Raw genomic sequence first — 26,934 nt, 5'->3', positions numbered from 1 at the left:
TTTCGGCCGGTCAGGCCCGGATCTTCACCGGCACCGATTTGGCCGCGGGGGTCATCGAGGCGTGGTCGTGATGCGCGAGGGGGATCAGCGGGTTGAGCTCGGGATAATAGCCCGCGACGCAGTCGTCGGGCAGGCGGAAGGGGGTTACCGCGAGGCCCTCGACCACGCGCTCGACCTGGTCCTCGGCGTCGCTCACCAGCGCGACCTTCTGGCCCGCGCTGAGCCCCGCACGCGCCATGTCCTCGGGGTTGATCAGCAACACCTCGCGCGTGCCCTCGATCCCGCGGAGGCGATCCGAATAGCCGTAGATGGTGGTGTTGAACTGGTCGTTCGAGCGCAGGGTCAGCAGCCGGTAGCGGCCCGGCGCGTCCCTGAAGCCGGTGGCGTTGAGCGTCTCGGGCGTGGTGAACTCAGCCTTGCCGCTCTTGGTGTTCCAGACGCGATCGCGCGCTGCATTGCCCTTGAAGAAGCCGCCGGGGATGAACAGCCGCTGGTTGAAATCCTTGAACATCGCCGGATAGGTCGCTTCGATCGCGTCGCGGACCTTGCCGTAATCGCCGACCCATTCGTCCCACGGCACCCTGGGATTGGGCGCGAGCGACGCCTTCGCGATTCCCGCGACGATCGCCATCTCCGAGCGGATATGCTCGCTCGCGGGCGTCGCCTTGCCGAACGAGCCGTGGACGCAGGAGAGGCTGTCCTCCATCGTGACAACCTGCGGGCCGCTCGCCTGCACGTCGGACTCGCTCCGTGCGATGCAGGGGAGCAGGAAGGCGTCCTCGCCGCAGAACAGCTGCCCGCGGTTGAGCCGCGTGGCGACCTGGACGGTGAGGTCCATGCCTTCCCAGGCGGGTTCGACCAGCGACTGGTCGGGCACCGCGCGGAGGAAATTGCCGCCGAGGCCGAGGAACGCCTTCACCGTGCCCGCGATCACCCCGCGGCAGGTCTCGACCGTGCCCAGCCCATGTTCGCGCGGCGGATCGAAGCCGTAAAGCTCGGCGAGCCTGTCGAGCGGGACGAGCGCCGGGTTCTCGGCGATGCCGACGGTGCGCTGGCCCTGGACGTTCGAATGGCCGCGCACCGGCGAGACGCCCGCGCCGAGCCGCCCCATGTTGCCCTTGAGCAGCATCAGGTTGACCACGCTCGCGATATTCTCGAACCCGCGGACGTGCTGGGTGAGCCCCATGCCCCAGATGCCGATCGAGCGCTCGGCAGCGATATAGACCTCGGCCGCCTCGACGATCGCGGCGCGCGGCAGGCCGGACTCGGCTTCGATCTCCTCCCAGGTGACCGTGGTCACTTTTTCGGCGAAGGCGTCGAAGCCATGGGTGTGCCCGGCGATGAAGGCGCGGTCGATGATCCCGCCGCCGCGCCGCTCGTCCTCGGCGAAGACGTGCTTGCACATCCCCAGGATCGCCGCGATGTCGCCACCCGCCTTCACCTGGTGATATTGTGTGGATATCGGCATCGAGCCGCCGGTCACCATCTGGATCGACTGGGGGTTGCGGAAGGCGACGCCGCCCTTTTCGACGATCGGGTTGAAGGTAACGATCTGGCAGCCGCGCTTGCGGGCATGCGCGAGGGTGTGGAGGAAGCGCGGGCTGTTCACCCCGGTGTTCTGGCCGAAGAAGAAGATCGCGTCGCAATGCTCGAAATCCTCGAGCAGGCAGGTGCCGACGCCCACGCCGATCGTCGCCTTGAGCGCGACCGAGGTGGTTTCGTGGCACATGTTGGAGCTGTCGGGCAGGTTGTTGTTGCCGTAGAGCCGCGCCATCAGGGCCCAGGCGTAGCTGGTCTCGAGGCTCGCGCGGCCCGAGGCGTAGAAGACCACCGACCTGGGATCGTGGATCGCCTTCAGCCGCCGCCCGATCGCCTCGAAGGCTTCGTCCCAGCTGCATTCGACATAGCGGTCGCTCGCGCGGTGGTAGCGCATCGGATGGGTGAGGCGGCCGGCCTGTTCGAGGTCGTGGTCGCTCCAGCTCTTGAGCTCGGTGAGCGTGTGCCGTGCGAAGAAGTCGGGCGTGGCGCGCAGCCGCGTCTGCTCCCAGAGGTGCGCCTTGGCGCCGTTCTCGCAGAATTCGAACAGCTGCGGATGCGCGGGCTTGGTCCAGGCGCATGACGCGCACATCACGCCATTGGGCTTGTTGAGCCGCATCAGCGTCGAGAGCACTTCGGGCCCGTCCTTCTCGCGTGCCCAGGTCTCGGCCATCCCGCGCAGCGAACCCCAGCCGCCGACCGGACCCGGATAGGTTGCGGTGCCGTCCTTCGCCTTCGCCATGTTCGACTCCACTGCTAAGACGAGTCCATGGACCCCGCATTCGAGCGTGTCGAGCCGGACGGCACTCATACCTTGGTGTCGCGCGCGCTGGCCGAGGAAGTGCCGGTGGCGGTGGAGGTCAACGGCTTCGGCTATGCGGTGATGATGGCGACGCCGCAGGAACTCGAGGACTTCGCCTGGGGCTTCGCTTCGGCCGAGCGGCTGGGCCGCGTGATCGACGCCGAGGCGCACCGGACCGAGGCGGGCGCGATCGTGCGGCTGACGGTCGCGGACGGCGCGACGGTGATCGAGCGCGTCCGCCACCGCACCACCGACAGTGCCTGCGGGCTCTGCGGGATCGACAGCCTCGAGGCGGCGCTGCGGCCGTTGCCGCGAGTCGAGGCACGGTTCGCGGGGGAGCGGACGGCGGTGTTCCGCGCCGCCGCCGAACTCCGCGAGCACCAGGTATTGAATGCAAAGACCGGCGCTCACCACGCCGCGGCGCTCTGCGCGGAGGACGGTGCCATCCGCCTCGTCCGCGAGGATGTCGGCCGCCATAATGCCTTCGACAAGCTGGTCGGCGCGATGGCGCGGCAAGGGCTGGGCTGGGACGGCGGCTTCGCGCTGGTCTCGTCGCGCTGCTCCTACGAGCTGGTCGAGAAGGCGGTGCTCGCCGGCTGCCCGCTGCTCGCCGCAATCTCGGCGCCCACTGCGCTCGCGGTGGAGGCGGCCAAGGGCGCGGGGCTGAGCCTTGCGGTGCTCGCGCGGCCCGATGCCCTGCTTTGGCAGGCATCTTAACTTGAATTATTCCATTATGCGCGGAACTGTCGGGATATCCCGGAGTTGCATAGGGCTTGCCTGGTGCAAGCAATGGAGGGGGAGCCAATGCTGAGGGCCTTCTGGAACGGCAGCTACGCACCGCACGGATACTGCCTGTTCTGGGACCCTGGGCTGATCTGGACCCATATCCTCGCCGACCTGATCATCGCGGGCTCCTATTTCTCGATCCCCATCGCGCTGGTGATCCTCGTCAGGCGGCGCCGCGACCTGGCGTTCGGCTGGGTCTTCTGGTGCTTCGCGACCTTCATCCTTGCGTGCGGGCTGACGCACGTCATGTCGATCTGGACGCTGTACCAGGGCGTCTACGGGCTCGAGGCGCTGGTGAAGGTAGTCACCGCCGCGGCTTCGGTGGCGACCGCGGTGCTGCTCTGGCCGCTCCTGCCCAAGGCGATCGCGCTCCCTTCCGCCGAGAAGCTCCAGCTTGCCAATTTCGAGCTCGCCGCGCTGATCCGCGAACGCGATTCGGCGCTGGAGGCGCTGCGCGCGCAGGTCGACCGGCGCGAGCAGGCCGAAGAGGCGCTGCGCCAGTCGCAGAAGCTCGAGGCGGTAGGCCAGCTCACCGGCGGCATCGCGCATGATTTCAACAACCTGCTCCAGGCGATCGCCGGCAATCTCGAGCTGATCACGGGCAAGCCCGACCAGCCGGGCAAGATCGCGACATGGGGCGCCAATGCGCTCAAGGCCGTGGCGCGGGGACGCGCGCTCTCGGGCCAGCTGCTCGCCTTCTCGCGGCGGCAGAAGCTCGACATCACCAGCGTCAACCTCGCCGAGCTGATCCGCGGCTCGCGCGAGCTGATCGAGCGATCGGTGGCGCCGCTCGGCAAGGTCAGGATCGAGACGATCGACTCGAGCTGGAACGTCGAGGCCGATCCGCTCCAGCTCGAACTCGCGGTGCTCAACCTCGCCTTCAACGCGCGCGACGCGATGCCTGACGGCGGCACGCTGACCATTACCGCGCAGCGCCGCGTCGGCGAGGTTGCGCCCGAGCTGCCCGAGGGCGACTATATCGCGCTGTCGATCGCCGACACCGGCACGGGCATGCCCCCCGAAGTCGCCGCGCGCGCGCTCGAGCCTTTCTTCACCACCAAGGAAGTCGGCCGCGGTACCGGCATGGGGCTTAGCATGGCGTTCGGGGTGATGCGCCAGTCGCGCGGCTCGCTGAAGATCGACACCCAGCCGGGCCGGGGCACGACCATCACGCTGCTGCTGCGCGTGAGCGAAGCCGCGCCCAGCCTCGCGGCGGCGGGCGAAGCCGAGGCCGGGCCGATGGTGAGCCTCGCCGGGCGTACAATCGCGGTGATCGACGACGACGACGAAGTCCGCGCGGTGATGGCCGACGTGCTGCGCGACGCGGGTGCCGAAGTGGTCGAGGCGAGCGACGGCGCCGAGGGCGTGGCGGCCGCGCAGGCGCGCGTCCCCGACCTGATGATCGTCGACTATGCGATGCCCGGGCTCACCGGCGCCGACGTCGCGCGCCAGATACGCGGCTTCGCGCCGCGGCTGCCGATCCTCGTCGTCACCGGCTTTGCGGATTCGGCCGCGCTCGACACGATAGACGCCGAGATCGGCGTGCTCCGGAAACCCTTCGAATCGCGCGAGCTGCTTCGGCGCGTGGCCGAGATGCTCGACGGCTGATCAGCCCTTGGGCGTGCGGATCAGCTTGCAGAGGCCGAACTCGGTCGTGCCGGGGAAATAATAGCCGACGAATAGAAGGTGCTCGCCCTTCAGCGTTCCCTTCCACTCGATGTCGACCTCGGGGACCTGGAGGTCCTTCATCTGGGCCGTGCCCAGCGTCTCCTGGCCCGCGCCGTAGCGGGCGCGGAGCAGGTCGCGATAGGCGGCGCATTGGTTGCGGTCGGTCACCTTCTGGTTGACGAGCTGGAGCCCCGGCTTCGCATCGCGCGTGAAGTGGAAGCCGATGTGCAGCGCGACGTCGCCGTCCTTGAGGTCGGCATAGACCAGCGCATCGAGGCTGCGCATCGCATTCTCGGGCGATGCGGGCGTCGCCACGGCGTTGGGCATCGTCGCGATGACCTGCTCGGGAGTCATGTTCCAGCGCGTGGTGAAGGGTTCGGAAGCGCCCGCGAGCGGGGTCAGCGCCGCCGCCATGGCCAGCATCGTTTCGATCATCGTCACTCTCCTCCCGGCAGTGAAGCCTTCAATTCCTCGATCCAGGCCCGCGCGCTGCCGTCCGAGGGTGCGCGCCAGTCGCCGCGCGGGCTCAGTGCGCCGCCGGCCGAGACCTTGGGGCCGTTGGGCAGCGCCGAGCGCTTGAACTGGCTCGTCTGGAAGAAGCGGCGGAGGAATTCCTCGAGCCATTTGGCGATCGTCGCGAGGTCGTATTCGTGCCGCCCGTCGTCGGGAACGCCTTCGGGCCAGCGCCCCGCCGCGGCGTCGCGCCAGGCGTGCCAGGCCAGGAAGGCGATCTTCGAGGGCCTGAGCCCGTGGCGTACGGCGTAATGGAGGAAGAAGTCGTGCAGCTCATAGGGGCCGATCCGCGCCTCGGTGCTCTGCATCCTGCCGTCGGCATCGGCGGGCACGAGCTCGGGCGAGATCTCGGTGTCGAGCACGGCAAGCAGCGTCTCGCTCGCCGCTTCGTCGAACTGGCCGGTGCGCGCCACCCAGCGGATCAGATACTGGATCAGCGTCTTGGGCACGCCGCTGTTGACCGCATAATGGCTCATCTGGTCGCCGACGCCATAGGTGCACCAGCCGAGCGCGAGCTCGGACAAGTCGCCGGTACCGACGACGAAGCCGTTGTGCTGGTTGGCGAGGCGGAAGAGATAGTCGGTGCGGAGGCCCGCCTGGACATTCTCGAAGGTCACGTCATAGACCGGCTCGCCGTGCGCGAACGGGTGGTCCATGTCGGCGAGCATCTGGTTGGCGGCGGGGCGGATGTCGATCTCGGCGGCGGTGATGTCCAGCGCGCGCATCAGCGCCCAGGCGTTGGCCTTGGTGCCATCGCTCGTCGCGAAACCGGGCATGGTATAGCCGAGGATGTCGGTGCGCGGGCGGCCGAGCCGGTCCATCGCCTTGGCCGCGACGATCAGCGCATGCGTCGAATCGAGCCCGCCCGAGATGCCGATCACCAGCGTTTTGGCGCCCGTCGACGCGATGCGCTTCCTGAGGCCCTCGACCTGGATGTTGAACGCTTCATAGCAGTCCGCCTCGAGCTTCGAGGGCGTGTTGGGCACGAAGGGGAAGCGGCGGATGTCGCGCCTGAGGCCGAGGTCCGCGCCGTCGGGCCGGTGCGCGAAGGCGATGCGGCGGAAGCGCGTCTCGGGGTGGCCCGCGGCGGCGGCGGCGTCGTTGAACGTGCCCATCCGCATCCGCTCGAGCCGGATGCGCTCGAGGTCGAGGTCGGCGTAGGTGATCTCGGTCGCCAGCTCGAACCGCTGCGATGTGGCGAGCAACTCGCCCAGCTCGTAGATCTCGCCCTGGCCGTCCCAGGCGACGTCGGTGGTGCTCTCGCCGGGTCCCGCGGCGGAGTAGAGATACGCCGCGACTGCGCGCGCCGACTGCGAGGCGGAGAGCAGTGCCCGCTCGCGCGCCTTGCCGATGGTGATGTTCGAGGCCGAGAGGTTGCACAGCACCGTCGCGCCCGCGAGCGCGCCGAGCGTCGAGGGCGGGGTGGGGGACCAGTAATCCTCGCAGATCTCGGCATGGACGACGAAATCGGGCAGCGCATCGGCGGCGAAGACCAGGTCGGTGCCGAACGGCGCCTGCTGGCCGGCGATGGCGATCTCGAGCCCGGTCAGCCCGACGCCGGGCGCGAACCAGCGCTTCTCATAATATTCGCGATAATTGGGCAGGAAGCTCTTGGGCACCACGCCGAGGATCGTGCCGCGGTGGATCGCGACGGCGGTGTTGTAGACGCGCCCGTTGCGCCGCAGCGCCGCGCCGAGGAGCAGCAGCGGCTTGAGGTCCTTGCTCGCCGCGACCACCGCCGCCAGCCCCGCCTCGGTGGCGTCGAGCAGCGCGTCCTGCAGGTGCAGGTCGTCGATCGCATAGGAAGTGAGGTTGAGCTCGGGAAAGAGCAGCAGGTCGGCGCCTGCGGCGCTGCCCTGCTCGGCGAGCGCGATCGCCGCCGCGGCATTGGCGGCGGGATCGCCCGCGGTGCCGATCGGCGTGCAGACGCCCGCCCGGATCATGCCGTGGCGATGCAGCGAATGGAAAGGGTGCGGATCGGCCATCGCTGCCGTCCTAACCGCCTCGGACAGCGGGGCCAACCCCACCCGATTGGCCGGGCCCGTCCCATTGGCGCCGCGCCGGACCATTCCGCGCCGACACGAAACTGGACAGCGTCGCTGCGCCGATCCTATGGCCGGGTCACCGAGGGCCGGGGACTTTGATGGAAACGACGAACGAAGGCCTCGCAATGTCCTCGCCGGGGGCGCGGCCGTTCGAGTGGTTGCTCGTCCTGGGCGCCTGGCTGCTTGCGCTGCTGATCTTCAACCGCTTGCCGATCATGAGCGGCTTCGACCTCGGCTTCGGCGACCGCGGCGATTCGATCATCGCGATCAGCATCCTCGAACATTGGCGCAACGTCTTCATGGGTGTGGGCCAATGGAACCTGCCGCTGTATTTCCATCCCCATCCCGACACGCTCGGCTACAACGACGGCTATCTGCTCCACGGGCTGATCTATTCCGCCTGGCGACTGGGCTTCGACCCATTCCGGGCGGACACGCTGACCGGCGCGACGCTCGAGACCATCGGCTTCGCCGGCGCATTCGTGCTGGCCTCGCGGACGCTGCGCTGGGGCGTGGCCACGGCGACGCTGCTCGCGCTGCTCTTCAGCATCTCGAACAACATGTACGTCGGCGCCGGCCACATCCAGATCCGCAGCCTCGCGCTGCTCCCATGGCTGGCGATCGCGGCGATCGGCGCCTGGCGAAGCGAGATGGCGGGCGACGTGTGGCGCGCCAGGCGCCGCGCGATCGCGGCAGTCGCGATCATCGGGCTGTGGCTCGTCACGTCCTTCTATTTCGTCTGGTTCGCGCTCTATTTCAGTCTGGTGCTGCTGCTCTGCTGGGCCGGCGTGACGCGCCGGATGAACCTGCGCGGGCTCGCAGTGCTGAACGGCCATTGGGGCACGATCGCGGTCACCGCCGCGGCGTTCGCGCTCGCGATCCTTCCCTTCCTGGCCGTCTATGTCCCCAAGCTCGCCGAGACCGGCGGCTATGGCTACAAGCTTTCCTATCTCATCCACCCGACCGACCTGATCAACGTCGGCCCCGGCAACCTGCTGTGGGGCTGGCTGATCGCCGGGCTGCGTTTCCTGTTCGGCAACGGCCAGCTCGCCGAGGCGGTGTTCGGCAACGAGCACCAGTCGGGCTTCCCGCTGTTCCTGTTCGCGCTGGCCTGTACCGCGGCGTGGCCGCTGGTGCGCAGGCGCGGCGACGCGAGCTTCCTGCGCGCCTTCGCGTTGGCGATCGTGATCAGCTGGGCGTTCACGCTGCGCTTCGGGCCGGTGTCGCTCTGGGGGCTGGTCTATTGGCTGGTGCCCGGCGCGCGCGGGCTGCGCGTGGTGCTGCGCTACCAGCTGTTCCTGCTGCTGCCGCTGTTGCTGCTCGTCGCCGCGGTCCATCGCACGCGGCTGGCAGCGCTGCTCGGTAATCATCGCGCGCTCGCGCTCGGGATCGTCGCGCTGCTCGTGATCGAGCAGATCAATTTCGCGCCCACCGCACGTATGAGCCGCCGCGAACAGCTCGCCGCGCTCGAGCCCATCCCCACACCGCCGCCGGGCTGCAAGAGCTTCGTGGTGACGGCGACGCGCGTGGGCGAGCCGATGTTCCGCGACGCCCGGCTCGACGCGCTCTATCCGCACAATGTCGATGCGATGTACCTTGCGCAGCGCTGGCGCGTGCCGACGGTCAACGGCATGTCGAGCTTCAACCCGCCCGACTGGGACTTCGCCGATCCCGAAGCGCCCGACTATCCGGCGCGCATTACTGCCTATGCGGGCAAGCACGGTCTGGCGGGATTGTGCCGGCTGGACGTCAGGGCCACGCCGGTGTGGACCCGGTTGCGGTGACCCTTCAGACCTTGGCCGAGTAGATCATCCGGCCCTGGCCGAGCTTCAGGAACACCGTCTCGAGATCCGCTTCGCCCACCGCGAAACAGCCCTGGCTGCGGCCGAGCTTGCCCCACTTCTGGATCATGTCAGGGTTCGCATACCATGCGGAATGGACCACGATCGCGCGGTCGAGCGCGTTGCTGTTGGTCGTGTCGAGGCCCAGCAGCCGCTGCGATGCGCCATGCTGGCCGGTGTAATAGTCGCTGGTCACGAAGGCGCCTTCGCAGGTCGCGTTCGAGCCGGGATCGTTCGAGAAGCGCTGGAGCAGGCCGGTGTGATCGGGGTCCGATCCCATGCCGTGCGCGACGAGCAGCGTCTCGCACTGGCCGGTGCCCAGGTTGATGATGTGGAAGCGCGGGTCGGCCGACTTCAGCGAGAAGTCGGCGATGGCGATGCGGTCGTGCGAGGCGATCGCCATCGAATGGCGGTCGAGCGCGGCGATCGCCTTGCGGAACAGCTCGGGGCGGACGCCGGCGGGGGCGACCGGGCCCTTGGCCGCGAGCACCGGCTCGGCGAGCTTCGGCGCCGCCTGCACCGGCACCGGCCGCGCGACGATCGGCTCCACCGCGGCGACGATGCGATTGGACGTGCAGGCGCTCACCACCGCGCCGCTCGCCATCACCAGTGCCGACTTCAGCATTGCCCGGCGCGTGTGCGCCGCATCGAAAGGTTCCGTCACGCTCTCTTGCCCACGAACTTGCCCCTAGGCCCATAGCTATATCAGAAGCTTGGCAAACGAGGCGTTGAACATCTGTCCCAAAGTCGGCGGTTCGGCGCAGCTCTTGCCCGATTCATCGCCATGCGTGCCGCCCTGGGGCGTTTCGCGGAGGGACGCGGTCCTCTTATCCTGAGTCGCAGCCGTTAAGAATTTCGGTTAATTGCGTTAAGGAATCACCCGGGAGGACATGTGAGGCGGACCTGGTTCATCCTCGCGGCGCTCGCCGCATTCGCGAGCGTGCCCGCGGCGGCGCAGGTCTCGGCCGGACTGCCGGTGCGCGAAGGCGCGCCGACGGTGCCGCCGGATAACGGCAAGCCCGAGCCGCTTATCCCCGGCCAGGGCGAGCGATCCGCCGAACGCGCGATCGTGGTGCTCAAGCCCGGCGAGTTCGTCTGGTACGACGATGTCGCGCGGATCGAGCCCACGGCCGAACGGCGCGGGGCAGGGGCGGGCGTCTCGCTGGTCGTGTCGATCCCGGCGCAGCTCGCCTATGTCTATCGCGACGGCGTGCTGATCGGCGTCACCACGGTGTCGACCGGCATGCCCGGGCACGACACGCCGGTGGGCGACTATACCGTGCTCCAGAAGCAGGTGTTCCACCGCTCGAACCTCTATTCGAACGCGCCGATGCCCTGGATGCAGCGGCTGACCTGGGACGGGATCGCGCTCCACGCCGGGCATAATCCAGGCCGACCCGCGTCGCACGGCTGCATCCGCTTGCCGATGGCGTTCGCAAAGAAGCTCTACGGCATGACCAACGTCGGCGTGCCGGTGTCGATCATCGACGAGTTCCTCGACGATCCGCAGCTCGGCCCCTGGGGCATGCCCGACGCGCCGCCGCTGAGCGTCGATACCGCCTCGCTGGGCGGCGCGCAGTACGAGAAGGTGACCGGCGGGAGCTTCGACGCGACGATGATCCCGGTCTCCTCGGGCAATTGGGTGATGGGCCCGGCGAAGGAGATCGTCCAGCCGGTGCCGGCGAAGGATCGCTAGCGCTCGCCCGCCAATCGGCTAAAGCCGCCCCATGACGATGAACTTCGAAGATGCCGCCTTCGCGCTCGCCGAGGTCGGCCGGCGGATCGATGCGCGGGGCTGGGCGCCGGCGACCGCGGGCAACTATTCCGTCCGCCTCGCCGACGGCAGCGTCGCGATCACTATCTCGGGCAAGCACAAGGGCCGGCTCACCGCCGCGGACATCATGCGGGTCGATCTCGACGGCAATCCGCTCACCCCCGGCAAGCCTTCGGCAGAGACCGGGCTGCACCTCGCGCTCTATCATGCCTTTCCGGAGGCCAACGCCGTGCTGCACGGCCATTCGCCCCAGGCGGTCGGGCTCAGCCGCGCGGTGCCCGACGCCCGCGAATGGGTGTTCCGCGGGCATGAGATGCTCAAGGTCTTTCCCGGCATCGCCACGCACGAGACCGAGATCCGCCTGCCGATCGTCGACAACAGCCAGGACATGGCCGCGATCGAGGCCGCGGTCGCGCCGGCGCGGCTGGCGCCCGACGCCGCGCCCGCCTATCTTATCCGCAGCCACGGGCTCTATGCCTGGGGCCGAGACCTCGACGAGGCCGAGCGCGTGCTCGAGGGGACCGAATGGCTGATCGCCGCGGAACTCGCCGAGCTCGGCTTCAGGAACGGGATGGGACGATGACACGACTGCGCATCTTTTCCGCCGACGATGCCGGGACGCCCGCGCTCGACACGCGCGAGCCCAACGAGATCGCCGCCTCGCTCGCCGGGCTCGGCGTGCGCTTCGAGCAATGGCCCTCGCGCCCGCTCGGCGCCGCGGCGGGGCAGGACGAGGTCCTCGCCGCCTTCGCGCCTGAGGTCGACCGGCTCAAGGCCGAGAAGGGCTACCGCTCGGTCGACGTGATCCGCATGGTCCCCGACCATCCGGAGAAGGCGGCGCTGCGCACCAAATTCCTCTCCGAGCATCGCCATTCGGAGGACGAGGTGCGCTTCTTCGTCGAAGGCGAGGGGCTGTTCACGCTGCGCTCGGACGAGGGCCGGGTCTATGCCGTGCTCTGCGAGGAGGGCGACCTGATCTCGGTCCCCGCCGGCATGCGTCACTGGTTCGACATGGGCCCGAGCCCGCGCTTCACTGCGATCCGCCTGTTCACCAATGCCGACGGCTGGATCGCCAACTTCACCGGCGATGCCATCGCCGATCGCTTCCCCCGGCACGAACCGGTGGCGGCATAACCACAACCGTCATCCCGGCGAAAGCCGGGACCCAGGGCAGCAGGCGATGTCGCTCGTGGCCCTGGGTCCCGGCTTTCGCCGGGATGACGAAGCAGAAATGAACATGACCAAAGCCATCCTCCTCGACATTGAGGGCACGACGAGCAGCATCTCCTTCGTCGCCGACGAGCTCTTCCCCTATGCGCGGGCGCACCTCCCGGCGTTCGTCGCCGCGCATCCCGGGGAAGCCGCACTGATCCTCGCCGAAGTCGGCGGCGAGGACCCCGTCGCGACCTTGCTCCAATGGATCGACGAGGATCGCAAGGCGACGCCGCTCAAGACGCTCCAGGGGCTGATCTGGGCGGAGGGCTATGCCGACGGCACGCTCAAGGGCCATGTCTATCCCGACACGCCCGCGGCGATCCGCCGCTGGGTCGAGCGGGGCCTGAGCGTCAACATCTATTCCTCGGGCTCGATCGCAGCGCAGAAGCTCATCTTCGGCCATTCGATCGCGGGCGACCTCACGCCGATGCTCGGCGGCTATTTCGACACCACCATCGGCCCCAAGCGCGAGGCCGAGAGCTACCGCCGGATCGCCGAGGCGCTCGCGCTGCCGGCAGCCGAGATCCTCTTCATCACCGACATCGACGCCGAGGCCGGCGCCGCGCGCGAAGCCGGGCTCCAGGCGCTGGTGATCGATCGCGAGGGTCGGTCGGGCGATGTCCACAGCCTAGCGGAGGTGCTGCCATGATCCTCGAGGGCAAGCCGACGCGCTCGATCCGCCGCACCGACGACGGCGAGGGCTGCGTGATCCTCGACCAGCGCCAGCTCCCCTGGGCGGTGAAGTGGGTCGAGCTGCGCGACGTCGACGCGGCGGCGGTCGCGATCCGCGAGATGTGGACGCGCGGCGCACCGATGATCGGCGCCACCGCCGCCTATGGCCTGGCGATGGCGCTCGCGGTCGATCCCTCCGACACGGCGCTGGATGCCGCTTACGAGCAGCTCCACGCCACCCGACCGACCGCGATCAACCTGCGCTGGGCGCTCGACGCGGTCCGGTCGGCGGTCGCGCCGCTGCCGCCGGAGCAACGCGCCGAAGCCGCCTTCGCGCGCGCCGATGCGATCGTCGAGGAGGACGCCCAGCTTTGCCGCGCGATCGGCGAACATGGCCTCGAGCTGTTCCGCGAGCTGCACGCGAAACACCCCGACCGACCGCTCAACATCCTCACCCATTGCAACGCCGGCTGGCTCGCGACCGTGGACTACGGCACCGCGACCGCGCCGATCTACCTCGCGCACGACGCCGGCATCCCGGTCCACGTCTGGGTCGACGAGACGCGCCCGCGCAACCAGGGCGCGCTGCTGACCGCCTTCGAGCTGCGCAACCATGGCGTGCCGCACACGGTGATCGCCGACAATGCCGGCGGGCTGTTGATGATGAAGGGCCAGGTCGACGCGGTGGTGGTCGGCACCGACCGCGTCACTGCCAACGGCGACGTCTGCAACAAGATCGGCACCTATCTGAAGGCGCTCGCCGCGGCGGACAACCAGGTGCCCTTCTACGTCGCGCTGCCCTATACCACCTTCGATCCGAACACTGCGACCGGCGCCGAGATCCCGATCGAGGAGCGCAATGCCGAGGAATTGACGCGGCTGACCGGCCTGGGCAGCGACGGCGCGATCGAGACGGTGCGCGTGACTGACTCACCCGCGGCGAACCCGGCCTTCGACGTGACGCCGGCGCGGCTGGTGACGGCCTACATCACCGAGCGCGGGGTGCTGGAGACGATCTAGCCGGCTCCCAAACCGTCCCGCGCCTGGGCAGGTCCTCGATTGTCGACGGCCCCCCGTCGGACGTCATCCCGGCGAAAGCCGGGACCCAGGGCCACGAGCGACGTCCTCTGCAACCCTGGGTCCCGGCTTTCGCCGGGATGACGGTTAAGGGGTGCCCCAACCCGTCTCGGGAGGATGGAATGCCGTTGTATCAGGCGGGGAAGCCGTCCGGCCTCAGTGCGAATAGGCCATCAGCCAGGTTTCGGCGGCGCTCGCCGAGATGAAGATCTCGCCCGGCTGGGGCAGGGTGCGGCGGAGCTGGGCCTTGACCAGGCTCGAGCGCACCACGATCGCGACGCGGTCCCCCGGCTGCTGGACCTTCTCCGCGCCAAGGCCGATCTTCGCCGCGACTTCATCGCTCTGCACCGCGCATTCGGAAAGGTCGACGAGCACCAGCACCGGCCGGCGCTGCTCGCGGCGCTGCATCACCAGCGCAACCATCTCGCGGAAACACGCCTCGACCGTCTCGGTCACCCACGCGCCCTTGCCGGTAAGGCGGATGACACCCGTCGCCGCGTCGAACTCGACCTCGAGGCTGCCGTCGAGCGGCAAATCCGCCGCGAGAGCGGCGCGGTCAGGCAGATACATGGCTGGTGCGCCCCCCTTCAAAAGACGAGCTACCCTAGGCCGCGGTGCGTGCCGCTGCCATTTCGGTAAACAACGCAGCCGCGCGTAAAGGTTTGATAACCAAGGCGCGCCGCTCCCCTGGAGGGAACGGCGCACCCCGGACGAACGGCTTACGGTTGCTGCTGTGTCTTTACCGTCGTGGTGGTCGTCGTCGCCGGCGTCACCACCCTGGTCGTGGTGCTAGCCTTCTTCTTGGCAGGCGCGCGGCGGACGGTAGTGGTCGATTTCTTGACCGAATAGGTTCGCGCCACCGGCTGGGTCGTGGTGGTCACTTCGGTGGTGGTGGCGGCAGGGCGCGCGGCCAGTTCGGCGCGCGCCGCGGCAGCATCGGCGGACGCGGTCGAGGCCTTCGCTTCGGCGGCCTCCGCACGTGCGCTCGCATCGGCCGCGCTCACCTGCGCGGATTGCGCTGCGGCCTCGGCATTTTCGCGTTGCAGCCGCTCGGCTTCTGCGTTGGCCTGGGCGGATTGCGCCGCAGCCTCGGCGCTCACGCGATCGGCTTCCGCGGTCTGGGCCGCTTCGGTCTTGTTGCGCTCGGCGAGGCCAAGCGCCTGGTCGGCGAGCAGCGAGGCGCGGTGCGCTTCGTCGATCGCGGTGGCGTTGTGATCGCGGTGGAACTGCTCCTCGGCCGAGCGTAGCGCATCCTGCGCCTGCGCGACGAGGGTGGGCACTTCGCCCGTCGCGCCGGTCTTCACCGCCGCATCGATCTTCGCGCGCGCTTCGCCGATCGCGACGCGAGCGCGGTCCTCGCGGCTTTGCGCCATCGCCGGCGACGCCATCGCCGTCGTCGCAAGCAGCGCAGCGACACCGGCGCCGCGCAACATCATCCCGAACTTGGTCATCCCTTACACTCCGTACTTGATACTCCCCGGACGATGCGGCGAACGAGCCGCGGCGCGGGGTTGTTGCCCGCCCGTCGATGGAACGAGCCTGTACGGCGATGAGTGGAGGGGTGGCTGGCGGCCGACCGTCCGGATGACCAAGCGGTTACAGCAAGGTGTCAGGGCCGCCGCAGAAGCGACACCGTGCCATGGCCGCCGTCGGCGCAGACGCTGACCACCGCCCAGCTGCCCGAGGGCTTGTCCCACAGCTCCTTGACCGCCTGGCTCAGGTCGCGCGCACCGGTCGCCGCGAAGGGATGGCCGATCGCCACCGAGCCGCCGTTGGGGTTCACACGATCCCAGGGGAAGGGCCCGAAGTCGAAATCCACGGCCGCGCGCTCGCGGGTCCAGCCCGGCTTCTCGAGCGCGGCGACGTTGGCGAGCACCTGCGCCGAGAACGCCTCGTGGATCTCCCACAGCGCGATGTCGTCGTAGCGCAGCCCGTGCCGCGCGAGCAGCCGCGGGATCGCAAAGCTCGGCGCCATCAGCAGCCCGTCGACGCCATGGTCGACCGCGGCAATCTCATGGTCGACGAGTTCGGCGTGATAGATCCCCGCCGGAAGCCGCGTCAGCCCTTCGGCGCTCGCCACCCAGCAGGCCGCCGCGCCGTCGGTGATCGGCGAGCTGTTGCCCGCGGTCAGCGTGCCCTGGCCGCTGGTCTTGTCGAACGCCGGAGGCAGCGCCGCGAGCTTCTCCGCCGAGGTGTCCGCGCGCGGATTGGCATCGCGGCTGATCTCGGGCAGCGCGATCACCAGATCGTCGAAGAAGCCGCGCTCCCAGCCCGCGACCGAGCGCTGGTGGCTCTTGAGCGACCAATCGTCCTGCGCCTCGCGGCTGATCGACCAGATCTTGGCAGTCTCCTCCATATGGTCGCCCATCGTGCGGCCGGTGATGCGGTTGGCCCAGCCCTTGACCGGCAGCACCAGGTCATTGGGAGTGAGCGCCTGGAGCGCGGCCAGCGCTGCCGGAGGATCGGTGCGGAACAGCTTCACGATCCGCTTGGAGACCTCCAGTTGGATCCCGATCGGCGGGTTGCTCATCACTTCGACGCCGCCGACGAGGACGAGGTCGATGTCGCCCCCGATCATGCCGGCGCCGTTGAAGGCCGCCACCATGCTCGTCGAGCAGGCGAGGACGTTCGACCAGGCAGGGACGGTAGGATCGAGCCCGGCGTCGAGCCAGATCTCGCGGCCGAGGTTGCTCCAGCCGAGGCTCGGGATCACCGTGCCCCAGATGAACAGGTCGGGCCTCGCCTTCCCGGCCATCGCCTGGGCGAGCGGCACCGAGAGCGTGATCGCATCATGATCGGCGAGGGCTCCGCCGCCGCGCCCGAAAGGCGTACGGAGGCCGGCGGCGATGTAGACGGGCTGGGCGAAGCGAGGCATGGGAGGCACCTTCCTGCTGAAAGCGCCGATGTGTGGAGCGGCCGGCCGGGCGGCAAGCTACCCCTTGGGGGTGGTTGACAGTAGAAATTCTTGGACTGTCGCGACTAATCGTTCCGTCCGCGCATCCATTCGCCGATCCGCTCGATCGCGGCATCGAGCACCGCGTCCTGCTTGCAGAAGGCGAAGCGGACGACGTTGGTCACCGCATCCTGCGCGTAGAAGGCCGAGACCGGAATCGTCACCACCCCCGCTTCCTCGATCAGCCGATCGCAGAAGGTGACGTCGTCCATCGCGATCCCCGAGGCGGCGAGGTCGACCGAGAGGAAATAGGTCGCAGCGCTCGGCAGCGTCACCAGTCCCGCAGCCTCTAGCCCCGCCTTCAGCCGGTCGCGGCCCGCCTGGAAGCCGTGGCGCGACTGCTGTACCCAGCCGTCCTGCGTCGCGAGCCCCTCGGCGCAGGCCCATTGCAGGTTGGGCGGGGTGGTGAAGGTCAGGAACTGGTGCGCCTTGGCGAGCCCCCTGGCGAGGTGCGGCGCGGCGCACATCCAGCCGACCTTCCAGCCGGTGAGCGCGAAGATCTTGCCCGCGCTGCCGATCTTCACGGTCCGCTCGCGCATGCCGGGGAAGCCGATCAGCGGGAGGTGCCGCGCGCCATCGAAGGTGACATGCTCCCACACTTCGTCGCAGATCGCGGTGAGGTCATGCGCGACGCAGAAGTCGGCGAGCAGCGCGAGCTCGTCGGCGCTCGACATCGTCGCGGTCGGGTTGAGCGGATTGCAGAGCAGCAGCAGCCGCGTCTTCGCGGTCACCGCCGCCTCGAGCATCGCGCGGTCGACGCGCCAGTGCGGCGGCTCGAGCCGGACGAGGCGCGGCACGCCGCCGGCGCGCTCGATCAGCGGCACATAGGCGTCGTAGAGCGGCTGGAAGCAGATGACTTCGTCGCCCGGCTCGACCAGCGCGAGGATCGCAGCGGCGAGCGCCTCCGTCGCCCCCGAGGTGACGATCACTTCCTCGGCAGCGAGGTTCAGCCCCTGGTGGCGGGCATAATGATCGGCGACGCCCTGGCGCAGCTCGATGAGGCCCGGCATCGGCGGGTACTGGTTCGACTTATCGAGCAGCGCCCTGGCCGCGGCCTCGAGCACCGGCTCGGGCCCGCGGCCATCGGAAAAGCCCTGGCCGAGGTTGATCGCCCCGGTCTCGCGGGCACGGGCGGACATGGCTTCGAAGATGGTGGTGCCCATCCGGGCATAGACGCGGTGCATCGGCTGCTTCTGCAACGGACATGGGTTCGGGGAAAGCATGAATTGCCAGCAGGCAACGCGTTCGTTAGCGGCTCGTTAAGTATAGTTCCTGATAGAGTAAGGCCATGACCAGGAAACCCGTATCCAAGCCGCAGCCTCCCGCGAACGAGGACGAGGAACCGATGGGCGAGACGCTCGCTGCCGTGAAGGCCGCGATCGACGCGAAGAAGCGCTGGGCGCCCTCGGCGAAGCAGATCGGCCTGGGCGCCGCGGTGGGCATCGGGTCGGCGGCGATCGTCGCCGGGTTGCTCTACTGGCGGGGCAACCGCAAATAATATCGCGATCAACGCATCGCGGTGGTGACGGCGCGGCTGAGGCCGCTCAGCAAGTCGTGCGCGAGCAGCGCGCCGAAGATCGCGGCGAACAGCACGACGAAACCGATCGCGAGATACTGCAGTCGGTGGCCGGTCGCCTCGCTGGCCGCCCCGGCATGGAGGCCGCCGACATAGCTTCGCGCGGCGGGCGCGAACTCGGCCGAGCTGCGCTGCGGCTGGAGCGCGAGCGAGCTGCCCGCCGCGGCGGGATTGGTCATCGCCTTGACGTCGAGCTTCTCGCGTGTCTGCACGCCGAACGTCACGCCGTCCGACCAGACCACGCGCGCAACGGTGACCGCGCCCGGACGCATCAGCTCGACATAGGCGCCCCGCGGCGGCGCCTGCGTCGCGCGCAGCATGAGCCCGCGCGACGAGACGTTGCAGATCGTGACGTTGCAGCAGCTCGAATCGACACGCATCCGCGCACTGATCCGAACCGTCCTGCGAGGTTCGCGCTGAACCGGACTCGACATGATATCCTCTGGCGTTCTCCCCCGCCCGTGCGCCCTTTCAACAGCTTGAAATTTAACAAATCGGAAAGCGCCGTTCCGGATGCGTGACGAGCCGCAGTTGATCTAGGTTTCTCATCTAATGTGTTGAACCTGAAACGATTCTGTCGGAGCCGATTCGCGGCGGAAGGCTTGCGGCGCGGGTCGCCAGGGCTATCCGGTGAAGCCTGTCGCGGTTCGCTTCGCCTGAGTGCCGCGCCCCGATAGCTTCGAGCAGCGCGGCTTCCCGCGCGGCATGGTTCGGCAACGCACGCCCTGCCGTTGCGGTTGAGCAACGAAATTTGATTGCCATGCATCGTCATCAAAGTGTCGTGGCTTCGTAACGATACCGACGCGAATCCGCCTTAGCGGCGCGGGTGGGGCGGCCTCCTGCCGTCGGATGGGGATTGATAATGACAGATTTCTCGCGCCGCCCGCTGCGCCTCCGCCACGCTTGCGCCTACCTGATGGCCTCCGCCGCGCTGGCCGCGCTCGCGCCCGCCGCGCACGCCCAGGCCAGCGACGGGACTGTGGCGGCGGATGAAAGCGTCGATGCCGGCGGGTCGGACGAGATCGTCGTCGTCGGTACCGGCCAGACCCGTTCGGTCTCGACCCTCGTGCCGCAGAACCTCGATTCGCTGCCGCCGGGCACCAGCGTCCAGAAGGCGCTGAACTTCCTGCCGGGCGTGATGGCGCAGTCGATCGACGCGCTCGGCGTCAACGAACAGTCGCTGTCGCTCCAGGTTCGCGGCTTCAGCACCACCCACCTCGGCTATACGCTGGACGGCATGCCGCTCGGCGACGGCGCCTACAACAACTACAACGGCCTCACGATCAGCCGCGCGCTGATCTCCGAGAACCTCGGCCGCGCCGACCTCGCGACCGGCATCGCCGGCCTCGGCATTCCCTCGACGAGCAACCTCGGCGGCGCGCTGACCTATGTCTCGAGCGATCCGCACAAGGACATGGGCCTGTCGGTCAACGGCACCGTCGGCAGCGAGGACAGCCTGCGCACCTTCGTGCGCTTCGACACCGGCGAGCATGGCGGCTTCTCGGCCTATTTCTCGGGCCAGTACGTCCAGCAGGACCTGTTCGTGAACCAGGCCGCGTACAACAAGTCGACCGGCAAGCAATTCAACGGCAAGCTCCAGTACAAGACCGACGGCATCAAGCTGACCGCCTTCGCCGACATCTCGCGCACCAACCAGGCCGACGACACCTATCTCTCGAAGGAAGTGCTCTCGCGCCGCGGCTGGGACTTGGGCGGCTATGCGCCGAACTGGCAGGATTATCTCGCCCGCGCCGACTGCACCACCAACGTGCCCTCGATCACCTGCGTCGACTCGACGCTGCCCGAGAAGCGCGCCGACGTGACCTTCACCAACGGCCAGATCCTGCGCAACGACAACCTCTTCTACCTGAAGGGCGAGTTCGACCTCACCAAGTCGCTGAGCGTGCGCATCCAGGGCTATCACCACAGCGACAAGGGCGCGGGCAACAACTGGATCTTCGGCCTGTCGAACCAGGGCACGGCATCGACTGCCGACGACCTCCCCGTCCAGATTCGCGACACGCGCTACACGATCGACCGCACCGGCGTGCTCGGCAGCGTCAACTGGAAGGTTGCCTTCAACGAGCTCGAAGCGGGCTTCTGGATCGAAGGCAACACCAGCAGCGCGGCGCGCTACATCTGGGCCAACGTCACCGGCCCGTTCAGCCTGGCGCAGTTCCTCAAGGGCCAGCCCGACACCGCGCAATGGGTGCAGGAGACCAAGTGGAAGACCCGCCAGTTCTACGTGCAGGACACGGTCCGGCTGCTCGATGACACGCTGAGCTTCGACTTCGGCTTCAAGAGCACCTATTCGCGCTCGGACGCCTATGCGCTTCCCGGCATCGCCAAGGCGGCGCCGCCGGCCTCGACCCAGTTCGCCAATGGCTCGCTGGTCGCCAAGGACAATTTCCTGCCCGAGGTCGGCGCGCACTGGCAGGTCGCGCCCGGGCACGAGCTGTTCGCCAGCTATGCCGAGAACATGGCCATGTACCAGGGCGGCTTCAAGCTCGGGCCGCAGTCGGTGACTCAGTCGGTCTGGGACGTGCAGGGCAAGACGCTCAAGCCCGAGACGTCGAAGAGCCTCGAGGGCGGCTATCGCTATGTCAGCGGCCCGCTGCAGGTGTCGCTGAGCGGCTATCGCGTGAAGTTCGACAATCGCCTGTTGCAGTACAACCCCTGCCCGACCAACCAGCAGCAGAACCCCGGCTGCGGCAACTCCTTCCACAACGCCGGCAGCGTCACCAGCAAGGGCGTCGAGCTCGGCGTGCTGTGGCGGCCGACGGCGTGGCTGAGCTGGTACAATTCGGGCTCGCTCAACAAGACCACCTATGACGACAATCTCAACTGGTGCACGGGCAACAGCTGTGTGACCAAGGCGACCGCCGGCAAGCAGCAGGTGGATACGCCCAAGCAGATGTTCGCGAGCGTCCTCACGGTGAACCACGACGGCTTCTGGGGTTCGCTCCAGGGCAAGTACACCGGCCGGCGCTACTACACCTACACCAACGACCAGAGCTTCGGCGGCTATGCCACGCTCGACCTCGGTTTGGGTTACGACTTCGGCGCCGTGGGCCCGCTCAAGGGCGCGAAGATCCGCTTCAACGTCACCAACCTGACCAACAAGCGCTACGCGTCGAACTTCGACAACAGCGTGTTCGCGCCCGACGATGCGGCCGGGACCATCCTGGTGTTCCACGCCTCGGCGCCGCGCCAGGTGTTCGGCACGATCGGCTTTGATTTCTAAGCCGCTCCGCGCCGCCGCGCTGATCCTCTCGTGCCTCCTTCCCGGCCTCGCCGCCGGGGAGGAGGTGGCGATCACCCGGCCGCACCTCGACCAGACCGCCGGCGCGACCAGCGTCGCACTGCGGGGCGAGACCTTCACGAACCAGGGGCTGGTCGGCACCGGCTCGCTTCCCGCGGGCACGGTCGATTTCCTCGGCGACACGCTCGGGTCCTTCTCCTCGCTCCAGATCGCGCCGGGTAGCTGGAAGCGCGTCGCCGATCACTATGAGGGTGTGCTCTGGACGCTGCCCGACCGCGGCCGCAACGATCCCGCCGCCAACCTCTTCTTCGACTATCCGGCGCGGCTCGAGCGGTTCCGCCTCCGCTTCGCGTCCGGCTCGGGCCGGGTCGACCTCGTCCCCGACGGCGGGATCGAGCTGCGCGACTTCCGCGGCAAGCCGTTCACCGGCGCCGATCCGGGCGCAGGCACGCTGACCGAGCGCGGCTTGCTGCTGCCGGCGCCAGCCAGCGGCGTGGGCGCGGGCAAGGTGTCGCTCGACGCGGAGTCGCTGCAGTTCACCCGCGACGGCGGCTTCTACGTCGGCGACGAATATACTGCGAACGTCTATCACTTCGACAAGCGCGGCCGGCTGACCGGGGTGATCCAGCCGCCCGCGGCCGTGGTGCCGCGGCGCGGCGGGCAGCCCTTCTTCGGCTCGCTCCAGCCGCCCGAGAGCGGCCGGCGCAACAACCAGGGCCCCGAGGGCATGTCGCTCTCGCCCGACGGCCGCACGCTGTTCGTCGCGCTGCAGAGCGCGCTGATCCAGGACAGCGCGACCGGTAGTGCCGCCGGCCGCGTCGACACCCGCGTGCTGGTCTATGACGTCAGCCGCTCGCCGACCCCGGCGACCCCCAGCGCGCATTATGTCGTCCAGCTCCCCGCTTATGCCGGCGACGGCAACGGCGGCGCGCCCGATCGCACCGCCGCGCAGAGCGAGATCCGCGCGCTCGATGACCATCGCTTCCTGATGCTCGCGCGCGACGGGGCTGGGCTGGGCGATGGCGCCGGGCCGGGAGGGGCGCCGATCATGTACAAGAGCGTGCTGCTCGTCGATGTCACCGGCGCGACCGACCTTGCCGGCACCGATTATGAGACCGGCGCGGTGTCGCTGCTCCGCGACCCGACGGGTACGGCGCTGCGGCCGGGCGTCGCCTCGGCGGACTGGGTCGAGCTGGTCAATCTGCTCAACCCCGTCCAGCTTGGGCGCTTCGGGCTCAGCGTCGAGGGACTGTCCGAAAAATGGGAAGCGATGGACCTCGTCCCCGCCCTCGAGCGGGGCCGGCCGGCCGATTATTTCCTCCTCGTCGGCAACGACAACGACTTCATCGCGCGGCATTGCCGGATGTCGGGCCAGGCCTGCGATTCGGACTTCGACAACGACAGCCGAATCCTGGTCTACCGCCTGACCTTGCCGAAGCCGTTGCGGTAGGCGGAAATGGCGCGCCCGGCAGGGTTCGAACCTGCGACCCCAAGCTTAGAAGGCTCGTGCTCTATCCAGCTGAGCTACGGGCGCGCGCCAGCCGCCGTTAGCGCGGATTGCGCGGCGGCGGAACCGCGATCATAGTCCCGGACCATGAACGAGGGGGCAAGACCGGCGCACGTCGCCGCGCGCGACATCGCGGGCGGGCATTTCCGCTATTACGACTATGTGATGGTGGCGTTCGTCGTCATCCTGCTGCTGTCGAACATCATCGGCGCGAGCAAGCGATCGGTGATCGACCTGCCCCTCATCGGCCCCTGGCCGTTCGGTGCGGGCATCCTGTTCTTCCCGATCTCCTATGTGCTCGGCGACGTGCTCACCGAAGTCTATGGCTATGCCCGCGCGCGGCGCGTGATCTGGGCGGGCTTCGCAGCGATGCTGTTCATGATCCTGATGTGCATCGTCGTCGTGGCGCTGCCGCCGGATCAGGGCTGGACCGGTCAGGCGGCCTATGAGCAGGTCTTCGGTTTCGGCAGCATCCCGCGGATCGCCGCGGCCTCGATCGTCGCCTTCTGGGCGGGCGAGTTCGTCAATTCCTTCGTGCTCGCGCGGATGAAGCTCTGGACCCAGGGGCGTCACCTCTGGACGCGCACGATCGGCTCGACGATCTTCGGCGAGGGCGTCGACAGCCTGATCTTCTACCCGCTCGCCTTCCTCGGCGCGCCGGGCTGGACGACCACCAACGTGCTGGTGATCCTGCTCACCCAGTGGGCGCTCAAGGTCGGCTGGGAAGTGCTGCTCACGCCCTTCACCTATCTCGTCGTCGGCTTCCTCAAGCGCCGCGAAGGCGTCGACGTGTTCGACGAGGGGACTGACTTCTCGCCGTTCCGAACGACGGTGTGAACTACCCGAAGAGGTAGCTGGCGGCGCCCCCGCGGCGATGCTTGGTTGCGCGCACACCCTCGAGGAGATGCGCGATGCTCACCATGGACACGATGACCAGCAAGGAAGAGACGTTCGAAGGCAAGGGCGGCGTCGAGATCTTCATGCGCTCCTGGCTGCCCGCCGAGGCGCCGCGCGCAGTGGTGGTGATCGGGCATGGCTTCAACGCGCACAGCGGACAATATGCATGGGCGGCGTCGCAGCTCGTCGAGGCGGGCTATGCGGTCTACGCCGCCGACCTGCGCGGGCGCGGCAAGTCGGGCGGCGAGCGCTTTTATGTCGACGACGTCGCCGATTATGTCGCCGACCAGGCGGGGTCGATCGACATCGCCAAGTCGCGCCATCCGGGGCTCAAGGTCTTCCTGCTCGCGCACAGCGCCGGCGGCGTCGTCGGTGCGACCTATGTGCTCGACCACCAGGCCGAGATCGACGGCTTCATCTGCGAGGACTTCGCCTTCCAGGTGCCGGCGCCGGGCTTCGCGCTCGCGGCGATCAAGGGGCTGAGCCACATCGCGCCGCACCTCGGCGTGCTCAAGCTCAAGAACGAATATTTCTCGCGCGATCCCGAGCATGTCGCGATGCTCAACGCCGATCCGCTGATCGAGAACGAGAACCAGCCCGCCGCGACGGTGGCGGCGCTGGTCCGTGCTGACGAACGGCTGCACGACAGCTTCGAGACAGTGACCCTGCCGGTGCTGATCATGCACGGCAGCGACGACCATGCGACGGTGTGCAAGGGCAGCGAATATTTCTACGAGCACGCCGGCTCGGAGGACAAGACGCTGAAGATCTATGCCGGCCATTACCACGACCTGCTCGCCGATCTCGGCAAGGAAGCGGTGATGGGGGATATCCTGGCGTGGCTGGGCGAGCGCGCGGGATAAATCGGGGACGGGAAGGCGAGGGGGTTCCGGCCCCCTCAGCCGACCGCTTCGAGCAGTCCCTCGAACAGCCGCCGACCGTCGGCGCCGCCATGTGCGGCTTCGATCTTGCGCTCGGGGTGCGGCATCATGCCGAGGACGTTGCCCGCGGCGTTGATCACGCCGGCGATCTTGCGCGCCGAGCCGTTGACTTGATCGGCATAGCGGAAGGCGACGCGGCCTTCGCCTTCGATCCGGTCGAGCGTCTCGGGATCGGCGAAATAATTGCCGTCGTGGTGCGCGACCGGGATCGTGAGCGTCTCGCCGGCGCGATAGCCGCTGGTGAAGATCGACTGGCTGTTGTCGACGGTCAGCGCCACGTCGCGGCAGACGAAGTCGAGCCCTTCGTTGCGCATCAGCGCGCCGGGGAGCAACCCGGTCTCGGTAAGCACCTGGAAGCCGTTGCAGATACCGATCACTGGCACGCCCTTGCCTGCCGCCTCGACCACCGCTCGCACCACCGGCGATCGCGCCGCGATCGCACCGCAGCGCAGGTAATCGCCGTAGGAGAAGCCGCCGGGGAGCGCGATCAGGCCGAGGCCGTGGGGAAGCTCGGTCTCGGCATGCCAGACCATCGCGGGCTTGCTGCCCGTCACCGCTTCCAGCGCGACTGCGATGTCGCGATCGCAGTTGGAACCCGGGAAGACGATGACTGCGGTCTTCATGACTTTTCCACTCGGTAGTTCTCGATCACCGTGTTGGCGAGGAGCTTGCGGCACATCTCGTCGATCGCCTCGTCGCTCGTCGCGTCGGCGACTTCGAGTTCGAAGATCTTGCCGGCGCGGACGTCGGCGACGCCGTCGAAACCGAGGCCGGCGAGCGCGTGCTGGATGGCCTTGCCCTGGGGGTCGAGAACGCCGTTCTTGAGCGTGACGATGATGCGGAGCTTCATGCCCGCGCCCTATGGCGGGGCGGCGCGCCCGGGGCAATCCGAAATCGATGGAAGATGAGCCTCAAGCCGCCATTCCGGCGAAAGCCGGGGCTCGGGGACGACGGGCCACGTTGCCCGTGGCCTCTCGGCGGTCACTTGGAGGGCGACCCCAGGTCGCGACGCTCAGCGTCCGCGGCGCTTGCGATGGCTTTCCAGGTCGAGCACGGCCGAATCCGCGCCCTCGGGGAACAGCCCAAGGCGGCGCGCGACTTCCTGATAGGCTTCGATCTCGCCGCCCATGTCGCGGCGGAACCGGTCCTTGTCGAGCTTCTCGCCCGAGGCCATGTCCCACAGTCGCGCGCCGTCCGGGCTGATCTCGTCGGCCAGGATGATGCGGCTGTAGTCATTGTCCCAGATCCGCCCGAACTCGAGCTTGAAGTCGACCAGGCGGATGCCGATGCCGGCGAACAGGCCCGACATGAAGTCGTTCACGCGGATCGCCATGTCAGCCATGTCGTGGAGCTCTTCCTGGCTCGCCCAGCCGAAAGCGAGGATATGCTCGTCGGTGACCATCGGGTCACCCAGCGCATCGTCCTTGTAGTAATATTCGATGATCGTGCGCGGCAGCGGCGTGCCTTCCTCGATCCCGAGGCGCTTCGACAGCGAGCCGGCGATGACGTTGCGCACCACGACTTCGATCGGCACGATCTCGACATGGCGAATCAGCTGCTCGCGCATGTTGAGCCGGCGGATGAAGTGAGTCGGGACGCCGATCCCCGCGAGCAGCGTGAAGAGATGCTCGCTGATCCGGTTGTTGAGCACGCCCTTGCCGTTGATCGTGCCCTTCTTCTGGGCATTGAAGGCAGTCGCATCGTCCTTGAAATATTGGATGAGCGTACCCGGCTCCGGACCCTCGTAGAGAATCTTGGCCTTGCCCTCGTAGATCTGGCGGCGGCGAGCCATGCGGCAGAAACCCCTGAAATGCGTTGCCCCGGCGGCGCGGGCGCATGCCGGGGCTCGGAAAGGCGCGCCTATACCGG

Annotated in this window: 25 protein-coding genes and 1 tRNA gene; 13 read left to right on the top strand and 13 right to left on the bottom strand. The window is 68.2% G+C overall.

What is annotated here, in order from left to right; translation table 11 throughout:
• Positions 1-10 precede the first annotated feature (10 nt).
• The gene (locus tag J7495_RS07805; RefSeq protein ID WP_294055914.1) at positions 11-2,278 is read right to left on the bottom strand and encodes an FdhF/YdeP family oxidoreductase; all 2,268 of its coding nucleotides are present in this window, start codon (positions 2,276-2,278) and stop codon (positions 11-13) included.
• Between the two features lie 27 nt (positions 2,279-2,305).
• Between J7495_RS07805 and fdhD the strand changes: the two genes are divergently transcribed.
• Together fdhD and J7495_RS07795 are read left to right on the top strand one after the other, a co-directional pair.
• Positions 2,306-3,055, top strand: a complete 750-nt coding sequence (gene fdhD / locus J7495_RS07800) for a formate dehydrogenase accessory sulfurtransferase FdhD (protein WP_294055913.1) — start codon at positions 2,306-2,308, stop codon at positions 3,053-3,055.
• Between the two features lie 87 nt (positions 3,056-3,142).
• Complete coding sequence (locus J7495_RS07795) at positions 3,143-4,732, top strand: response regulator (RefSeq protein WP_294055912.1); 1,590 nt, start codon at positions 3,143-3,145, stop codon at positions 4,730-4,732.
• Here the strand turns inward: J7495_RS07795 and J7495_RS07790 are convergent, their stop codons facing one another.
• Positions 4,733-5,227: a hypothetical protein gene (locus tag J7495_RS07790; RefSeq protein WP_294055911.1), complete on the bottom strand. Its 495-nt coding sequence runs from the start codon at positions 5,225-5,227 to the stop codon at positions 4,733-4,735.
• Positions 5,228-5,229: 2 nt separating this feature from the next.
• Positions 5,230-7,290 (bottom strand): NAD(+) synthase, encoded by a 2,061-nt coding sequence (locus J7495_RS07785; protein WP_294055910.1) that lies wholly within the window; start codon positions 7,288-7,290, stop codon positions 5,230-5,232.
• A gap of 158 nt (positions 7,291-7,448) precedes the next feature.
• Between J7495_RS07785 and J7495_RS07780 the strand changes: the two genes are divergently transcribed.
• Positions 7,449-9,134 carry a hypothetical protein gene (locus tag J7495_RS07780; protein WP_294055909.1) on the top strand — a complete coding sequence of 562 codons (1,686 nt, stop codon included), beginning with the start codon at positions 7,449-7,451 and terminating at the stop codon, positions 9,132-9,134.
• Positions 9,135-9,138: 4 nt separating this feature from the next.
• Here the strand turns inward: J7495_RS07780 and J7495_RS07775 are convergent, their stop codons facing one another.
• Positions 9,139-9,855: a murein L,D-transpeptidase catalytic domain family protein gene (locus J7495_RS07775; protein WP_294055908.1), complete on the bottom strand. Its 717-nt coding sequence runs from the start codon at positions 9,853-9,855 to the stop codon at positions 9,139-9,141.
• A gap of 228 nt (positions 9,856-10,083) precedes the next feature.
• Between J7495_RS07775 and J7495_RS07770 the strand changes: the two genes are divergently transcribed.
• The 5 genes from J7495_RS07770 (at position 10,084) to mtnA (ending at position 13,872) form a co-directional block, all read left to right on the top strand.
• Entirely contained in the window at positions 10,084-10,887 is an 804-nt protein-coding gene (locus J7495_RS07770) for a L,D-transpeptidase family protein (protein WP_294055907.1), read from the top strand.
• A gap of 31 nt (positions 10,888-10,918) precedes the next feature.
• On the top strand, positions 10,919-11,548 hold the full coding sequence (locus tag J7495_RS07765) for a methylthioribulose 1-phosphate dehydratase (protein ID WP_294055906.1): 630 nt from the start codon (positions 10,919-10,921) through the stop codon (positions 11,546-11,548).
• The gene (locus J7495_RS07760; RefSeq protein ID WP_294055905.1) at positions 11,545-12,099 is read left to right on the top strand and encodes an acireductone dioxygenase; all 555 of its coding nucleotides are present in this window, start codon (positions 11,545-11,547) and stop codon (positions 12,097-12,099) included. The genes J7495_RS07765 and J7495_RS07760 overlap by 4 nt, the downstream gene beginning before the upstream one ends.
• Before the next feature lie 103 nt (positions 12,100-12,202).
• Positions 12,203-12,829, top strand: a complete 627-nt coding sequence (mtnC, locus tag J7495_RS07755; protein ID WP_294055904.1) for an acireductone synthase — start codon at positions 12,203-12,205, stop codon at positions 12,827-12,829.
• Positions 12,826-13,872, top strand: coding sequence for an S-methyl-5-thioribose-1-phosphate isomerase (mtnA, locus tag J7495_RS07750; protein WP_294055903.1), 1,047 nt, complete (start codon positions 12,826-12,828; stop codon positions 13,870-13,872). Before mtnC ends, mtnA begins: the two co-directional genes overlap by 4 nt.
• Before the next feature lie 213 nt (positions 13,873-14,085).
• Here the strand turns inward: mtnA and J7495_RS07745 are convergent, their stop codons facing one another.
• The 4 genes from J7495_RS07745 to J7495_RS07730 all read right to left on the bottom strand — a co-directional run bounded on the left by J7495_RS07745 (position 14,086) and on the right by J7495_RS07730 (position 18,066).
• Positions 14,086-14,499, bottom strand: a complete 414-nt coding sequence (locus J7495_RS07745; RefSeq protein WP_294055902.1) for a hypothetical protein — start codon at positions 14,497-14,499, stop codon at positions 14,086-14,088.
• A 149-nt stretch (positions 14,500-14,648) separates the two neighbouring features.
• Positions 14,649-15,380: a hypothetical protein gene (locus J7495_RS07740; protein ID WP_294055901.1), complete on the bottom strand. Its 732-nt coding sequence runs from the start codon at positions 15,378-15,380 to the stop codon at positions 14,649-14,651.
• 158 nt (positions 15,381-15,538) lie between these two features.
• Complete coding sequence (locus J7495_RS07735; protein ID WP_294055900.1) at positions 15,539-16,804, bottom strand: acetyl-CoA C-acyltransferase; 1,266 nt, start codon at positions 16,802-16,804, stop codon at positions 15,539-15,541.
• A 104-nt stretch (positions 16,805-16,908) separates the two neighbouring features.
• Positions 16,909-18,066, bottom strand: a complete 1,158-nt coding sequence (locus J7495_RS07730; RefSeq protein WP_294055899.1) for an aminotransferase — start codon at positions 18,064-18,066, stop codon at positions 16,909-16,911.
• A 104-nt stretch (positions 18,067-18,170) separates the two neighbouring features.
• Here J7495_RS07730 and J7495_RS07725 point away from each other — a divergent pair, with 104 nt between their 5' ends.
• A complete protein-coding gene (locus tag J7495_RS07725; protein ID WP_294055898.1) occupies positions 18,171-18,380 on the top strand; it encodes a hypothetical protein in 210 nt (69 codons plus the stop codon).
• Positions 18,381-18,388: 8 nt separating this feature from the next.
• Here the strand turns inward: J7495_RS07725 and J7495_RS07720 are convergent, their stop codons facing one another.
• Positions 18,389-18,838, bottom strand: coding sequence for a hypothetical protein (locus J7495_RS07720; RefSeq protein WP_294055897.1), 450 nt, complete (start codon positions 18,836-18,838; stop codon positions 18,389-18,391).
• A 482-nt stretch (positions 18,839-19,320) separates the two neighbouring features.
• Here J7495_RS07720 and J7495_RS07715 point away from each other — a divergent pair, with 482 nt between their 5' ends.
• Both J7495_RS07715 and J7495_RS07710 read left to right on the top strand, forming a co-directional pair.
• A complete protein-coding gene (locus tag J7495_RS07715; protein ID WP_294055896.1) occupies positions 19,321-21,702 on the top strand; it encodes a TonB-dependent receptor in 2,382 nt (793 codons plus the stop codon).
• The gene (locus J7495_RS07710; protein ID WP_294055895.1) at positions 21,692-23,170 is read left to right on the top strand and encodes an esterase-like activity of phytase family protein; all 1,479 of its coding nucleotides are present in this window, start codon (positions 21,692-21,694) and stop codon (positions 23,168-23,170) included. The genes J7495_RS07715 and J7495_RS07710 overlap by 11 nt, the downstream gene beginning before the upstream one ends.
• A 7-nt stretch (positions 23,171-23,177) precedes the next feature.
• On the opposite strand, the gene J7495_RS07705 is transcribed toward J7495_RS07710, so the two are convergent.
• Positions 23,178-23,254 (bottom strand) — tRNA-Arg (locus J7495_RS07705).
• A gap of 60 nt (positions 23,255-23,314) precedes the next feature.
• Between J7495_RS07705 and J7495_RS07700 the strand changes: the two genes are divergently transcribed.
• Complete coding sequence (locus tag J7495_RS07700; RefSeq protein WP_294055894.1) at positions 23,315-24,064, top strand: queuosine precursor transporter; 750 nt, start codon at positions 23,315-23,317, stop codon at positions 24,062-24,064.
• A 74-nt stretch (positions 24,065-24,138) separates the two neighbouring features.
• A complete protein-coding gene (locus tag J7495_RS07695) occupies positions 24,139-24,987 on the top strand; it encodes an alpha/beta hydrolase (RefSeq protein WP_294055893.1) in 849 nt (282 codons plus the stop codon).
• A gap of 35 nt (positions 24,988-25,022) precedes the next feature.
• On the opposite strand, the gene purQ is transcribed toward J7495_RS07695, so the two are convergent.
• The 3 genes from purQ to purC form a co-directional block, all read right to left on the bottom strand.
• Entirely contained in the window at positions 25,023-25,688 is a 666-nt protein-coding gene (gene purQ / locus J7495_RS07690; RefSeq protein WP_294055892.1) for a phosphoribosylformylglycinamidine synthase subunit PurQ, read from the bottom strand.
• Complete coding sequence (purS, locus tag J7495_RS07685) at positions 25,685-25,915, bottom strand: phosphoribosylformylglycinamidine synthase subunit PurS (RefSeq protein ID WP_294055891.1); 231 nt, start codon at positions 25,913-25,915, stop codon at positions 25,685-25,687. The genes purQ and purS overlap by 4 nt, the downstream gene beginning before the upstream one ends.
• A 162-nt stretch (positions 25,916-26,077) precedes the next feature.
• Entirely contained in the window at positions 26,078-26,857 is a 780-nt protein-coding gene (gene purC, locus J7495_RS07680; RefSeq protein WP_294055890.1) for a phosphoribosylaminoimidazolesuccinocarboxamide synthase, read from the bottom strand.
• Positions 26,858-26,934 lie beyond the last annotated feature (77 nt).

This window comes from Sphingomonas sp., from assembly GCF_017745215.1.
GTDB lineage: Bacteria > Pseudomonadota > Alphaproteobacteria > Sphingomonadales > Sphingomonadaceae > Sphingomonas.
Note: the sequence above shows the minus strand (reverse complement) of the source record. Positions and strands in the feature narration are given on the sequence as shown.

Excerpts from the sequence above, each read along its gene's own strand:
- J7495_RS07745 (WP_294055902.1), bottom strand. The coding sequence starts at position 14,499 with ATGTATCTGCCTGACCGCGCCGCTCTCGCGGCGGATTTGCCGCTCGAC.
- J7495_RS07790 (WP_294055911.1), bottom strand. The coding sequence starts at position 5,227 with ATGATCGAAACGATGCTGGCCATGGCGGCGGCGCTGACCCCGCTCGCG.
- mtnC (WP_294055904.1), top strand. The coding sequence starts at position 12,203 with ATGACCAAAGCCATCCTCCTCGACATTGAGGGCACGACGAGCAGCATC.
- J7495_RS07715 (WP_294055896.1), top strand. The coding sequence starts at position 19,321 with ATGACAGATTTCTCGCGCCGCCCGCTGCGCCTCCGCCACGCTTGCGCC.
- mtnA (WP_294055903.1), top strand. The coding sequence starts at position 12,826 with ATGATCCTCGAGGGCAAGCCGACGCGCTCGATCCGCCGCACCGACGAC.
- J7495_RS07735 (WP_294055900.1), bottom strand. The coding sequence starts at position 16,804 with ATGCCTCGCTTCGCCCAGCCCGTCTACATCGCCGCCGGCCTCCGTACG.
- fdhD (WP_294055913.1), top strand. The coding sequence starts at position 2,306 with ATGGACCCCGCATTCGAGCGTGTCGAGCCGGACGGCACTCATACCTTG.
- J7495_RS07795 (WP_294055912.1), top strand. The coding sequence starts at position 3,143 with ATGCTGAGGGCCTTCTGGAACGGCAGCTACGCACCGCACGGATACTGC.
- J7495_RS07695 (WP_294055893.1), top strand. The coding sequence starts at position 24,139 with ATGCTCACCATGGACACGATGACCAGCAAGGAAGAGACGTTCGAAGGC.
- J7495_RS07740 (WP_294055901.1), bottom strand. The coding sequence starts at position 15,380 with ATGACCAAGTTCGGGATGATGTTGCGCGGCGCCGGTGTCGCTGCGCTG.
- J7495_RS07725 (WP_294055898.1), top strand. The coding sequence starts at position 18,171 with ATGACCAGGAAACCCGTATCCAAGCCGCAGCCTCCCGCGAACGAGGAC.
- purC (WP_294055890.1), bottom strand. The coding sequence starts at position 26,857 with ATGGCTCGCCGCCGCCAGATCTACGAGGGCAAGGCCAAGATTCTCTAC.
- J7495_RS07720 (WP_294055897.1), bottom strand. The coding sequence starts at position 18,838 with ATGCGTGTCGATTCGAGCTGCTGCAACGTCACGATCTGCAACGTCTCG.
- purS (WP_294055891.1), bottom strand. The coding sequence starts at position 25,915 with ATGAAGCTCCGCATCATCGTCACGCTCAAGAACGGCGTTCTCGACCCC.
- J7495_RS07785 (WP_294055910.1), bottom strand. The coding sequence starts at position 7,290 with ATGGCCGATCCGCACCCTTTCCATTCGCTGCATCGCCACGGCATGATC.
- J7495_RS07805 (WP_294055914.1), bottom strand. The coding sequence starts at position 2,278 with ATGGCGAAGGCGAAGGACGGCACCGCAACCTATCCGGGTCCGGTCGGC.
- J7495_RS07700 (WP_294055894.1), top strand. The coding sequence starts at position 23,315 with ATGAACGAGGGGGCAAGACCGGCGCACGTCGCCGCGCGCGACATCGCG.
- J7495_RS07730 (WP_294055899.1), bottom strand. The coding sequence starts at position 18,066 with ATGCACCGCGTCTATGCCCGGATGGGCACCACCATCTTCGAAGCCATG.
- J7495_RS07760 (WP_294055905.1), top strand. The coding sequence starts at position 11,545 with ATGACACGACTGCGCATCTTTTCCGCCGACGATGCCGGGACGCCCGCG.
- J7495_RS07765 (WP_294055906.1), top strand. The coding sequence starts at position 10,919 with ATGACGATGAACTTCGAAGATGCCGCCTTCGCGCTCGCCGAGGTCGGC.
- J7495_RS07780 (WP_294055909.1), top strand. The coding sequence starts at position 7,449 with ATGGAAACGACGAACGAAGGCCTCGCAATGTCCTCGCCGGGGGCGCGG.
- purQ (WP_294055892.1), bottom strand. The coding sequence starts at position 25,688 with ATGAAGACCGCAGTCATCGTCTTCCCGGGTTCCAACTGCGATCGCGAC.